The organism is Amycolatopsis sp. NPDC028719 (genome assembly GCF_055565395.1).
On sequence record NZ_JBVHUL010000017.1, the window covers coordinates 130,753 to 143,146 of the forward strand.

General features: G+C 70.8%; 10 protein-coding genes. 6 read left to right on the top strand and 4 right to left on the bottom strand.

The features are described from left to right. Positions 1 to 30: 30 nt before the first annotated feature. Positions 31 to 756 (bottom strand): FadR/GntR family transcriptional regulator, encoded by a 726-nt coding sequence (locus ACZ4TR_RS47325; RefSeq protein WP_364523112.1) that lies wholly within the window; start codon positions 754 to 756, stop codon positions 31 to 33. 142 nt (positions 757 to 898) lie between these two features. On the opposite strand from ACZ4TR_RS47325, the gene ACZ4TR_RS47330 reads away from it, so the two are divergent. Genes ACZ4TR_RS47330 through ACZ4TR_RS47350 form a run of 5 tightly spaced genes read left to right on the top strand, consistent with a single transcriptional unit; the run spans position 899 to position 7,235 of the window. Next, positions 899 to 2,497, top strand: a complete 1,599-nt coding sequence (locus ACZ4TR_RS47330; protein ID WP_465295524.1) for an ABC transporter substrate-binding protein — start codon at positions 899 to 901, stop codon at positions 2,495 to 2,497. A gap of 13 nt (positions 2,498 to 2,510) precedes the next feature. Then, the gene (locus ACZ4TR_RS47335; RefSeq protein ID WP_284748359.1) at positions 2,511 to 3,470 is read left to right on the top strand and encodes an ABC transporter permease; all 960 of its coding nucleotides are present in this window, start codon (positions 2,511 to 2,513) and stop codon (positions 3,468 to 3,470) included. Further along, a complete protein-coding gene (locus tag ACZ4TR_RS47340; protein ID WP_465295525.1) occupies positions 3,467 to 5,371 on the top strand; it encodes a dipeptide/oligopeptide/nickel ABC transporter permease/ATP-binding protein in 1,905 nt (634 codons plus the stop codon). The genes ACZ4TR_RS47335 and ACZ4TR_RS47340 overlap by 4 nt, the downstream gene beginning before the upstream one ends. Next, positions 5,368 to 6,312 carry an oligopeptide/dipeptide ABC transporter ATP-binding protein gene (locus ACZ4TR_RS47345; protein WP_465295527.1) on the top strand — a complete coding sequence of 315 codons (945 nt, stop codon included), beginning with the start codon at positions 5,368 to 5,370 and terminating at the stop codon, positions 6,310 to 6,312. Before ACZ4TR_RS47340 ends, ACZ4TR_RS47345 begins: the two co-directional genes overlap by 4 nt. Further along, positions 6,312 to 7,235 carry a dihydrodipicolinate synthase family protein gene (locus tag ACZ4TR_RS47350; RefSeq protein WP_465295529.1) on the top strand — a complete coding sequence of 308 codons (924 nt, stop codon included), beginning with the start codon at positions 6,312 to 6,314 and terminating at the stop codon, positions 7,233 to 7,235. Before ACZ4TR_RS47345 ends, ACZ4TR_RS47350 begins: the two co-directional genes overlap by 1 nt. Positions 7,236 to 7,238: 3 nt before the next feature. Here the strand turns inward: ACZ4TR_RS47350 and ACZ4TR_RS47355 are convergent, their stop codons facing one another. The 3 genes from ACZ4TR_RS47355 to ACZ4TR_RS47365 all read right to left on the bottom strand — a co-directional run bounded on the left by ACZ4TR_RS47355 (position 7,239) and on the right by ACZ4TR_RS47365 (position 10,190). Further along, positions 7,239 to 8,594 (bottom strand): protein kinase domain-containing protein, encoded by a 1,356-nt coding sequence (locus tag ACZ4TR_RS47355; RefSeq protein ID WP_465295531.1) that lies wholly within the window; start codon positions 8,592 to 8,594, stop codon positions 7,239 to 7,241. Between the two features lie 133 nt (positions 8,595 to 8,727). Then, positions 8,728 to 9,192 carry an HNH endonuclease gene (locus tag ACZ4TR_RS47360; protein ID WP_465295533.1) on the bottom strand — a complete coding sequence of 155 codons (465 nt, stop codon included), beginning with the start codon at positions 9,190 to 9,192 and terminating at the stop codon, positions 8,728 to 8,730. Between the two features lie 59 nt (positions 9,193 to 9,251). After that, positions 9,252 to 10,190: a CE1 family esterase gene (locus tag ACZ4TR_RS47365; RefSeq protein ID WP_364523130.1), complete on the bottom strand. Its 939-nt coding sequence runs from the start codon at positions 10,188 to 10,190 to the stop codon at positions 9,252 to 9,254. A 163-nt stretch (positions 10,191 to 10,353) separates the two neighbouring features. Here ACZ4TR_RS47365 and htpG point away from each other — a divergent pair, with 163 nt between their 5' ends. Beyond that, on the top strand, positions 10,354 to 12,258 hold the full coding sequence (htpG, locus tag ACZ4TR_RS47370; protein ID WP_465295535.1) for a molecular chaperone HtpG: 1,905 nt from the start codon (positions 10,354 to 10,356) through the stop codon (positions 12,256 to 12,258). Positions 12,259 to 12,394: the final 136 nt, after the last annotated feature.

Genomic DNA, 12,394 nt, shown 5'->3' on the forward strand with positions numbered 1-12,394 from the left:
AGTTACCTCGATCGGGTCAACGACCGAGAGTCAGGAATGGGTCGCAGGCACCGGCCGGGCGACGCCGAAACCCCCGTACGGACCTGCTTTCGCGCGCTTGCGGACCTCGTCGAAGTGCCGGTGCACGGCTTCGGCCGCGGCATCGGCGTCGCGCAGCAACAGCGCGTCGACGATCGCCTGGTGCCGTTTCGCGGTGGCCGTCGCCGACGACGCCGGCCCGCCCAGCTCGCTTTCCGCGATCCGGTAGACGTCCCAGAACAGCCCGGTGAGCTCGCGCGCGAGGTCGAACCCGGCCTCGGCGCAGATGAGGTCGTGGAACTCGCGGTCGGCCTCGGCGGCGTCCGGGCCCTTGCGCTTCATCCGCGTGACGCAGGCCTGCAGCTCCTCGACCAGGCCGGGCCGGTGGTCGGTGGCGACGCGGCGGGTCAGCTCGGTCTCGAGCATCTCCCGCACCTCGAGGAGGTCGCGCAGCCGTCCGACATCGGTGGCGCCGCGGGCACGGGTGCGGAACAGCAGCCAGGTCTGCAGCGATTCCGACCCGGCGGAACCGACGAACGTGCCGTAGCCGTGGCGGATCTCGACGATGCCGAGGGCCTGCAGGGCCTTGATCGCCTCGCGGATGGAGTTGCGGCTGACGCCGATGTCCTCCATCAAGCTCAGCTCGGTGGGCATGGGTGCGCCCGGCGGGAGCTCCCGCTCGACGATCAGGTCGATGATGCGCTTGGTGATCTCTTCGCTGCGCTGCGGACGGGCCACTGCTGTCCTCCCCGGATGCGTCGTGAGAGGACATCCTACGTCATACGTCCAGAAGGGTTGACCGGCACGCGAAGCCATCCTAGGCTCACGCCGGTCATAGGACGTCCCATGTCCTACCGTTCGAGGCCCGCAGGAGACAGCGATGTCCCAGAGCCCGTCGCTCAGCCGCCGCCAGTTGCTGCGCTACACCACCTTCGCCGGGGCGGCTTTGGCGTTCCCGACCGTGCTCGCCGCGTGCGGCGGGCCGGCGTCCACCAACAAGACCGGCAGCTCGGCGGGCTCGCTGACCGCCGTCATCGGCTACGGCAACAACCAGACGTGGGACCCGCTGCAGACCGCGTCCGCGTTCTCGATGGCCGCGATCCTGCACTGCTACGAGTCCCTCGTGGAGGGTGACCCGATCACCCGCGCCCCCTTCCCCGGCCTGGCGAAGGCGCTGCCCGCCGACACGAGTGGCACCAGCCTGAAGTTCGAGCTGAGAGACGGCGCGAAGTGGCACGACGGGCAGCCGGTGACCGCCGACGACGTCGTCTTCACCTACGCCCGCGCGCTCGACGAGAAGGAGAACGTGCTGATCCACAGCTTCTTCTCGCACTGGCTGGCCGAAGTCCGCAAGACCGGTGACCGCGTGGTCGAGTTCGTCCTCAAGTTCCCGTTCCCGTACGCGCTGCAGCGGATCCAGTGCTGCAAGATCGTGCCCAAGCACGTCTACGACGGCAAGTGGGACGACGCCAAGGGCGGCAAGGTCGTCGGCTCCGGCCCGTACAAGGTCGTCGAGCAGGCACCACTGAGCCACACGAGCTTCGAGAAGTTCACCGGCTACAACGGCCCGCGTCCGGCGGCCTACGACAAGATGCTGTGGAAGTCCATTGTGGACTCCGCCCCGCGCGTCGCCGCGATCTCCGGCGCCGAGCCGGACGCGCAGATCGCCGAGAACATCCCGGCCGCCAACGCCGACCAGCTGCGCAAGGCCGGCCGCACGGTCGAGTTCGCCGACGGCGGCAACAACCTCTTCCTGCTCTTCAACACCGCGCACGCGCCGTTCGACAAGAACCTCGTGCGCCAGGCGCTGCACTACGCCATCGACAAGCAGAAGATGATCGACATCGGGCTGAAGGGCGCCGGCTCGCCCGGCACGTCCTTCATCAACCCGAAACTCCCGTCTTCGCAGCCCGCGTCGCAGGACTTCGCCTACAACCCGGGCAAGGCGAAACAGCTGCTGCAGCAGGCCGGCGTCAGCAACCTCAAGGTCACGCTGTCCACGACGAACACGTCGCTGGTCGCCGACTGCGTCAAGGTGATCAAGGAGGGCTGGGACGCGATCGGCGTCCAGACCACTTTGGACTCCCAGGACACCAAGGCACTGTTCTCCAAGCTGGACGCGGGCACCGACTTCCAGGTCGTCGCCACGACCAACAACCCGCTGCAGTTCGGCAACGACCCCGACCTGATGATCCGCTACTACTACGACGCGAAGTCCATCCTCACCGGCAAGTACGCCCGGTTCACCGGCCCCGACGCGCAGTCCCTGCTCGCGCTGCAGGACCAGGCCGCGGCCGAAACGGACGAGGCCAAGCGGACGGCGCTGAACAAGCAGCTGCTCGACCTGATCTCCGAACAGGCCGTGATCTACCCGGTGGTGTTCACCCAGCTCGGCACGGCGTGGGACCCGAAGGCGATCTCCGGCGTGCGCGCCCAGGGCTACCCGGGCATCTACCTGAACCAGGCCAAGCCGGTCTAAGAGGAGAACACCCGTGGCCGTCGTCGTGCGGATGCTGCTCAGCCGCATCCTCGCCCTGATCCCGCTGCTGCTCGGGGTGATCCTGTTCGTGTTCATCGTGATGCGGTTCGCGCCGGTCGACCCGGCGCTGGCCGCGTTCGACGGCGCGAACGCCACCGCCGAGCAGCTCCAGCAGTTCCGGCTCGAAAACGGGCTGCTGGACCCGCTGCCGCTGCAGTACGTCCACTTCGTCTGGCACCTGGTCCAGGGCGACTTCGGCACCAGCGTGATCACCAAGCAGCCAGTCGGCGACACGATCGCGACGGCGCTGCCGCTGACCGTGCAGCTGACCTTGCTCGGCCTGGTCATCGCGCTGGTGACGGCGCTCGTGCTCGGCGTGACGTCGGCGCTGTTCCGCGATCGCTGGCCGGACAAGGTGATCCGCGTGGTGACCCTGGCCGGGGTCGCCGCGCCGGCGTTCTGGGTGGCGCTGCTGCTGGTCCAGTGGCTGGCCGTCGGGCAGGGCCTGTTCCCGACGAGCGGGTACGTCAGCCCGGCCGATTCCTTCGGCGGCTGGCTGAACTCGCTGACGCTGCCCGCGGTCTCGCTGGCCCTGCCGGTGGCCGCGCAGCTGACCCGGGTGATCCGGACGTCGATGGTCGAGGAGCTGGACAAGGACTACGTCCGCACCGCGCGCGGCGGCGGCCTGCCGCCGGTGGTCGTGGTCGGGCGCAACGTGCTGCGCAACGCGCTGGTCACGCCGCTGACCGTGCTCGGCCTGCGGGTCGGCTACCTGCTGGGCGGCGCCGTCGTCATCGAGACGATGTTCGCGCTGCCGGGGATGGGGCAGAACATGATCCAGGCCGTCACCGACGGCGACACCGCCAAGGTGCAGGGCTTCGTCATCACGATCGCGATCGGGTTCGTGCTGGTCAACCTGATCGTCGACGTCCTCTACCTGATCGCGAACCCGCGCCTGCGGAGCCACGCGTGAGGCGCCTGCGCGCGGCCTGGCCCGCGCTCGCGATCCTCGGCGTCCTCCTGCTGGTCGCCGTGCTCGGCACGCTCGTCGCGACGCACAACCCGGACGCGCTCAGCACCGACACCGGCGGTCCGAGCGGTGCGCACTGGTTCGGCACGGACACGTCGGGCCGGGACATCTTCTCCCGGCTCGTCGCCGGCACGCGCTGGTCGCTCGCCATCGGCCTGGGGGCGGTGGCGCTCGCGCTCGTGTCGGGGGCGGTGATCGGGGCGTTCGCCGCCACGTCGCACCGCCGGGTGGACGCCGTGGTCATGCGCGTGCTGGACGTCGTCATGGCGTTCCCCGGCATCGCGCTGGCCGCGGTGCTCGTCGCCGTGTTCGGCCACGGCATCCTCGTGCTGATCCTGGCCATCGGGTTCCTCAACACGCCGCCGGTGGCCCGGGTGATCCGGGCGAACGTCCTGGCCCAGTACGGCGAGGACTACGTCGCCGCGGAGCGCGTGATCGGGGCGAAGCGGCTCTTCGTGCTGACCCGGCACGTCGCGATCAACTGCGCGGCGCCGGTGCTGGTGTACTGCACGGTCACGGTGGCCGACGCGATCGTGTTCGAGGCGTCGCTGTCGTTCATCGGCGCCGGCATCCAGCCGCCGGACCCGTCGTGGGGCTCGGTGCTCGCCGACGGCAAGGACCTGGTGCTGACCGGCGGCTGGTGGGCGACGCTGTTCCCCGGCCTGCTCATCCTGGTCACGGTGCTCGCGCTGAACATCCTGTCCGAGCGGATCTCCGACGCCTGGGCCGCGCCGTCGGCCCGCGCCGTCAAGGCGGCCGAAGTCGCGAAGGCCGTCGCGAAGCGGGAAGACGCCGACACCGCGCCCGTCCTGCCGATCGCCGGCTTGCGGGAAGCGGGGGAGCGGCTGGCCCGCACCGCCCGGTCCCTCGACCACCGCGAGACGGTCCTGGAGGTCGACCGGCTCAGGATCGCGTTCCCCGGCCGTCACGAGGGCGTCGACGTCGTGGACGGCGTGTCCTTCAGCGTCCGCGCCGGGGAAGTCCTGGGTCTCATCGGCGAGTCCGGCTGCGGCAAGACGCTCACGGCGTTGTCGATCCTCGGCCTCCAGCCGGCGACGGCGCAGGTGTCCGGCCAGATCCGGTTCGCCCAGCGGGACCTGCTCGCGCTGCGCCCGGGCGAGCGCCGCCGGCACCTCGGCCACGACATCGCGATGATCTACCAAGACGCGCTGAGCTCCCTCAACCCGGCGATGACCATCCGTGCCCAGCTCAAGCAGTTCACCCGCCGTGGCGGCACCCGCACCCCGGCCGAGCTCCTGGAACTGGTCAACCTGGACGCGGAACGGACGCTGCGCGCGTACCCGCACGAGCTGTCCGGCGGCCAGCGCCAGCGGGTGCTGATCGCGATGGCGCTCTCGCGGGATCCGAAGCTGATCGTCGCCGACGAACCGACGACGGCGCTCGACGTCACCGTCCAGGCCCAGATCATGGCGTTGCTGCTGCGGTTGCAGGAGGAGCTGGGCTTCGCGCTCGTCCTCGTCTCGCACGACCTCGCGCTGGTGTCCGAGATCGCCGACCGCGTCGTCGTCATGTACGGCGGCCAGGTCGCCGAGCTGGGCACCACCGCCGAGGTCGTCGGCTCGCCCCGGCACCACTACACGCGCGGCCTGCTCAGCGCGGTGCTGTCGCTGGAGGCCAGTGAAGCGCGCCTCACCCAGATCAAGGGCGTCGTCCCGGCCCCGGCCGAGTTCCCGGCCGGCTGCCGCTTCGCCGACCGCTGCCCCGCGGCCCGCGCCAAGTGCCACGACGAGACCCCGGTGCGCTTCGGCGAGCCGGTCGACCACCTCGTCGCCTGCCACTTCCCGGCGGTCGACGTCGCTCGCGAGAAGGAGGTGACGGCGTGAACCTCCTGGAGCTCGACGGCATCCACGTCGTGCACAAGATCCGCGGCCGCGGCCTGTTCGGGCACGACCACGTCTACGCCCTGACCGACGCCCACCTGGTCGTGAACCCCGGCGAGACGATCGGCGTGGTCGGGGAGTCCGGCTGTGGGAAGTCCACCCTGGCCAAGGTCATCGTCGGCCTGCAGCGCCCGACCGCGGGCACGGTCCGGTTCCGCGGGAAGCCCCTCGACGAGGGATCCGGGCGCGAGGTCGGCATGGTTTTCCAGGACCCTTCGACCGCGCTCAACCGCCGGCTCGCCGTCGCCAAGATCATCCGCGACCCCCTCGACGTGCACCGCGTCGGGATGCCGGACCAGCGCGACGAGCGCGTCCGGGAGCTCATGGGGCTGGTCGGCCTGCCCGCCAGCGCCGCCGAGGCGGTGCCCGGCCAGCTCTCCGGCGGCCAGCGCCAGCGCGTCGCCATCGCGCGGGCCCTGGCCCTGCGGCCCGCGCTGCTGGTCGCCGACGAGCCGACGTCCGCCCTCGACGTCTCGGTCCGCGCCCAGATCCTCAACCTGCTGCTCGACCTGCGCGAACAGCTGGAACTGGCGATGGTCTTCGTCTCCCACGACATCCAGACGGTGGCGAAGATGAGCGACCGGATCGTCACGATGTACCTGGGCCGGATCGTCGAGGAGGCGCCGGTGGGCGCCGAGGCCCGCCATCCCTACACACGGGCGTTGTTCTCCGCGACGCCCAGCCTGCTCCACCCGGCCGAGCCGATCGTGCTCACCGGGCCGGTTCCGTCGGCGACGCACCCGCCGAGCGGCTGCCCGTTCCGCACCCGCTGCCCGAAGGCGACCGGCGAGTGCGCGGCCGAGCTACCCGCGCCGGCCACGGCCGGCGGGGGCCACACCTACCGCTGCATCCATCCCGAGATCCCCACCGGAGTGAGCGCCTGATGCCGAAGTTCGCCGGAATCGTCCCGCCGCTGTGCACGCCGTTCAACGACGACTTCAGCGTGGACACCGACTCGCTGCGCCGCCACGTCGAGTTCCAGCTCGGCGCCGGTGTGCACGGCGTCTTCGTCCTGGGCTCCTCCAGCGAGGTCGCCTTCCTGCCCGACGCCCAGCGCCGCGTCGTCGTCGAAACGACGGTCGACCAGGTCGCCGGGCGCGTCCCGGTGCTCGCCGGCTGTATCGACATGACGACACTGCGGGTCGCCGAGCACATCAAGGCGGCCGAAGCCGCCGGGGCCGACGCCGTCGTCGTCACCGCGCCGTACTACACGCGGACGCACGTCGCCGAGGTCGACCGGCACTTCCGCCTGCTCCACGAGCGCACGGCGCTGCCGATCGTCGCCTACGACATCCCGGTCGCGGTGCACACGAAGCTCGCCGGCGGGATGGTCCTCGACCTGGCCACCGACGGCGTCCTCGCCGGGCTCAAGGACTCCAGTGGTGACGAAGCCGCGTTCCGGGCCGTGCTGCTGGGCAAGCGCGACCGCGGCCTCGACACCTTCGCCGTGTTCACCGGCTCCGAACTCGTCGTGGACGCGGCGCTCGCGATGGGTGCCGACGGCGCCGTCCCGGGCCTCGGCAACGTCGACCCGGTCGGGTACGTGCTGATCCACGACCACTTCAAGTCCGGCAACCTCGCCGCGGCCCGCCGCGAGCAGGAACGGCTGCTGAAGCTGTTTTCGATCACGTCGGTGGCGCCGCCGAGCCGGATGGGCCGCGGCTCGGCCGGGCTCGGCGCGTTCAAGGCCGCGATGAAGCTGCGCGGCTTCATCGACAACGCCGTCATGGCGCCGCCGCAGCTTCCCCTCGACGACGAGGAGTTGCTGCGCATCAAGGAAAAGCTCGCCGAGGCGGGCCTGCTCTGATGGTCAGACCGTCCGGCAGGTGAGCTGCGGTCGTGCGGTGGCGTCGCCATTGCCGGTGACCGCGTTGAAGCCGAACGTCGTCGAGCCGCCCGCGTCGAGTTTCGCGTTCCAGTCCGCGTTGTCCACGGTCACCGTCGTGCCCTCGACCGTGAACGTCCCGTTCCACAGGCCCGCGATGTGGTGCCCGTCGGGGAGGGACCAGCGGACGCTCCAGCCGCGCAGGCCGGCGCCGTGGTCGTTGCGGACCGTCACCTGGACCTGGTAGCCGCCCGGCCACGACGTCGTCACCGCGTAACTGGCCGAGCAGCCCAGGTCGGCCGGAGTGGTGGTCACCGGGGGCGAGGTGACCGGGGGCGTGGACGACGCCGGCGCGGCGACCGGGGTGCTGCCGTCCGGCACGAGCGCCGTCCCGATCACCACGCCGAGGGCCAGCAGGACGGCTCCGGCCGCGGACGCCAGCACCGCCCGCCGGCGCGGGCGGGGAAGGCGCAGCATGCGCGTTTCGGTGCGGGGGCGGGGACGCGGCGGGGGCAGCGGACGGCCGCCGGTGACCGCCTCGAACAGCTCCTGGACCTCCGCCATCGACGGGCGCTGCGAGGGATCGCGCTGCAGGAGCCGGCCGAGCGCTTCGGCGAGCGGGCCGCTGTGGCGCGGCGGGATCGGCTCCTCCCGGGCCACCCGCAGCAGCAGGACGATCGGGTTGTCGTCGTTGCCGAACGGCGGCATGCCCTCCAGCGCGCGGTAGAGCGTCGCGCCGAGGGAGAACACGTCGGCCGGGAAGCCGGCTTCGCCGCCGCCGGCGACTTCGGGGGACAGGTAGGCCGGCGTGCCCGCGATGAAGCCGCCGCCGGTCACGGTGCCTTCGCCGGTGGCGCGGGAGATGCCGAAGTCGGCGATCTTGGCGACCCCGCCCTCGGCGAGCAGGACGTTGGCGGGCGTGACGTCCCGGTGCACGATGCCCTCGGCGTGCGCGGCGGCCAGCGCGGACGCGACCTGCACCCCGATGCGCGCGACCTCGTCGGCGGGCAGGCGCTCCCGGTCGAGCAGGACGTCGGCGAGGCTGCGCGACGGCAGGTACTCCATCACGAGGTACGGCTCGCCGCCTTCCTCGACGACGTCGTGCACGGTGATCGCGTGCGGGTGCCGCAGCCGCGCGGTCAGCCGGGCCTCCCGCAGCGCGCGCAGGGCGGCCTGGTCGCCGGCGGCCTGCCCGATCGCCGGGTCGTAGCCCAGCTGCTTGACGGCGACGACGCGGTCGAGCCGCTCGTCGCGGGCACGCCAGACGACGCCCATGGCGCCCTGGCCGATCCGCTCGTCCAGCCGGTAGCGCCCGGCGATCAGCTGTCCTGCGTCGGTCACACGACCTCCCGGCCTTCCCCCGGAACACACGGATGCGGGGGACGATCGGTTCGAGCTTAACGACCCGCGGTCCGGGGCGCCGACGAACGCCGGACAGCCCTCGTGGCTCCGATCTCCACGAGGGCATCCGGCCTCACGCCGCGAGCGCGTGCAGCTGGTCCCACGTCGGGACGTACGGCTCGAACCGCAGCGTCATCCCCGCCTCCGCCGGCAGCTTGTCCGCCTTGCGCGCGTTGCAGCTGCGGGACGCGCCACCGCACGCCGCGACCGTGTTGAGCCACGACGTCCGCGCGCCGCCGCGGCTGAGCGGCGTCACGTGGTCGATCGTCGTGGCGCGGCGGCCGCAGTAGGCGCACCGGTGGCCGTCACGGGCCAGCACGCCGCGACGGGACCAGCGGGGCGGCTGCGTATATCGCCACTTCATGACGACGTACCTCAGCAACCGCACGATCTTCGGCCGCGGGAACAACCCGTACGCGAGACCGTCCTCGGCCTCGTGGATCTCCGCGACGTGCCGCACCAGCATGCGGATCGCGTGCGGCACCGACACCGTCTGCAGCGGCTCATAACCGGCGTTCAGGACGAGCACCTTCACCATGCACCTCTTTCCTCTCGGCGAAATCGTCGCCGAGAGGAAAGAGGTGCGTCAATCGTGTTTCACCGCAGGGGATGCGTGCGGAAGAACCGCCAGATGACCGGTGTCGCGTCGATGACCGCCGGCGTGGCCGAGTCGTTGTTCGGCCCGGTGCTCGGCCAGACGTGCCCGGCGCCTTCGACGCGGTAGTGCTCGAGGGTGCTCCACCGGTCGCAGCCGAGCCACTTCTGCGCGACCACGCCCCGGACCGGCGTCCACGACACGGGTTCCGGGAAACAACCGTCCCTTGTGGACCAGGCCGCGAGCCAGTCCGGGATCGCCGGCAGGCCCTTCGCCGGGTTGCCGGTGTAGGGGATGGTCGTGTCGGCGGTGCCGTGGAAGTCGAGGATCGGCGCCGGCCGGCTCGGCCGGCAGTCACCGCCCTGCGGGTAGAACGCGCCCGACACCGGGGCGAACGCCGCGATCCGGCCCGGCAGCCGGCAGGCCAGCACGCCGACGAACCCGCCGCCGTTGGACTTGCCGGCGGCGAAGATCCGGTCGTTGTCGACGCACAGCTCGCGCTGTAGCGAGTTCAGCAGGTCGCTGGTGAACAGGACGTCGTCGGCGGCCGCCGAGTAGGGCGCGCCGGTCCACGCCGACTCGCCGTCGGTGCCGATCAGGCCCTGCGGGTAGACCGAGATCGCGTCGAGCGCCGAGAAGCCGGACAGCTCCTCCTGGTACTGCGACGTGCGCTTGTGCCCGTGGAACGACAGGACCAGTGGGTACGCCCGGCGCGGGCTGTAGTGCGCCGGCAGGTGCACGGTGTACTCGCGCTCGAGCCCGCCGGAGACGACGTGCCGGGTGGTCGTCACCCCGGACGGCACGGGGGCGGCGCGGCCGCAGCCGGTGGTGCGCACGGGGTGGTCGACGACGCCCGCCGCGGCGGCGGGAGCGGCGAAGGCGGTGGTCAGGGCACAGGCCGCGGCGAACGCGGCCGCCCACCGGGGCAGGGGTCCGGGCACTCGATCCTCCTTGATCGGCAGCGGGGCGTGGCCAGCATCACCCCGCGACGCGGGACCCACCTACATTGCGTTCATAAAGTGCACGACCGGGTGAGCACCGGGAATGTCGGACCGCCTCGGTAGGATCGGGCCGCTCGGCACCCCGCCCCGGAAAGGACTGGAAGTGACCACCCCGATCGAGACGCTCGAGTTCCAGTCGGAAGCGCGTCAGCTGCTCCAGCTGATGATCCATTCGATCTATTCGAACAAGGACACGTTCCTGCGGGAGCTCGTGTCCAATGCCTCCGACGCCCTGGACAAGCTGCGGCTGGAGTCGTACCGCGACAAGGACCTCGACGCGGACACCGGTGACCTGCACATCGCGCTCGAGACGGACCCCGCCGAGCGGACCCTGACCGTGCGGGACAACGGCATCGGCATGACGCGCGACGAGGTCGTCGCCCTCATCGGCACGATCGCCAAGTCCGGCACCGCCGACTTCCTGACCAAGCTCAAGGAGGCCAAGGACTCGGCGGCGTCGCAGGACCTGATCGGCCAGTTCGGCGTCGGGTTCTACGCGAGCTTCATGGTCGCCGACAAGGTCACGCTGGTGACGCGCAAGGCGGGCACCACCGAGGGCGTCCGCTGGGAGTCCACCGGCGAAGGCACGTACACGATCGAGCCGGTCGAAGACGCGCCCCAGGGCACCGCGGTCACCCTGCACCTCAAGCCCGAGGACGCCGAGGACCACCTCTACGACTACACGTCCCCGGCGAAGATCCGGGAGATCGTCAAGAAGTACTCCGACTTCATCACCTGGCCGATCCGGATGGCGGCCGAGGCCGGCGAGGGCGAAGAGCCGAAGACCGAGACGGTCAACTCGATGAAGGCGCTGTGGGCGCGCTCGTCGAGCGAGGTCACCGAGGCCGAGTACCACGAGTTCTACAAGCACGTCAGCCACGACTGGCAGGACCCCCTGGAAACGATCCGGCTGCAGGCCGAGGGGACGTTCGAGTACCAGGCGCTGCTGTTCCTGCCCTCGCACGCGCCGATGGACCTGTTCCTGCGGGAGCGCAAGCGCGGCGTCCAGCTGTACGTGAAGCGCGTCTTCATCATGGACGACTGCGAGTCGCTCGTCCCCGAGTACCTGCGGTTCGTCAAGGGCGTCGTCGACGCGCAGGACCTCTCGCTGAACGTCTCGCGGGAGATCCTGCAGCAGGACCGGCAGATCCAGCTGATCCGCCGCCGCCTGGTCAAGAAGGTCCTGTCGACGGTCAAGACGATGATGAGCGCCGACGCCGAGAAGTACGCGACGTTCTGGCGCGAGTTCGGCCGCGCGGTCAAGGAAGGGCTGCTCGACGACTTCGAGAACCGCGAGGCCATCCTCGAGATCTCGTCGTTCGCTTCGACGCACGACGCGGAGAAGCCGACTTCGCTGCGCGAGTACGTCGAGCGGATGAAGGACGGCCAGGAGCACATCTACTTCATGACCGGCGAGTCGCGGTCCGCGATCGAGAACTCGCCGCACATGGAGGCGTTCCGCGCCAAGGGCTACGAAGTGCTGGTGCTGACCGACCCCATCGACGAGATGTGGGTCGACGCGGTGCCGGGCTTCGACGGCAAGCAGTTCCAGTCGATCGCCAAGGGCCAGGTCGACCTCGAGTCGGACGAGGACAAGAAGGCCACCGAGGTCGCGCGCGAGCAGCAGAACAAGGACTTCGAAGGCCTGCTGTCGTGGATGGGCACGGCGCTGGGCGAGGACGTCAAGGAGGTCCGGCTCTCGTCGCGGCTGACGACGTCGCCGGCGTGCATCGTCGGGGACACGCACGACCTCTCGCCGACGCTGGAGAAGATGTACCGCGCGATGGGGCAGGAGCTGCCGCCGATCAAGCGGATCCTCGAGCTGAACCCCGAGCACGGCCTGGTCACCGGCCTGCGGGAGGCGCACGCGGCGCGCCCGGAGGACGAGGGGCTGGCCGAGACGGCGGAGCTGCTCTACGGGATGGCGCTGCTCGCCGAGGGTGGCGAGCTGGCCGACCCGTCGCGGTTCATCAAGCTGCTGGCCGGCCGCCTGGAGAAGACGCTCTGACATCCCGGCCCGTGCGGGGGGCGTGGGGGGGGAAAAAGGGTTTTGCCCCTTTTTCCCCCCCCCACCCCCCCGGCCGTCCGGGGGAAGAGAGCGGAAAAGGAAAAAGCCTAAACCCCACCCCCCTCTCTGGGAGCTG

Excerpts from the sequence above, each read along its gene's own strand:
- ACZ4TR_RS47350 (WP_465295529.1), top strand. The coding sequence starts at position 6,312 with ATGCCGAAGTTCGCCGGAATCGTCCCGCCGCTGTGCACGCCGTTCAAC.
- ACZ4TR_RS47360 (WP_465295533.1), bottom strand. The coding sequence starts at position 9,192 with ATGGTGAAGGTGCTCGTCCTGAACGCCGGTTATGAGCCGCTGCAGACG.
- ACZ4TR_RS47330 (WP_465295524.1), top strand. The coding sequence starts at position 899 with ATGTCCCAGAGCCCGTCGCTCAGCCGCCGCCAGTTGCTGCGCTACACC.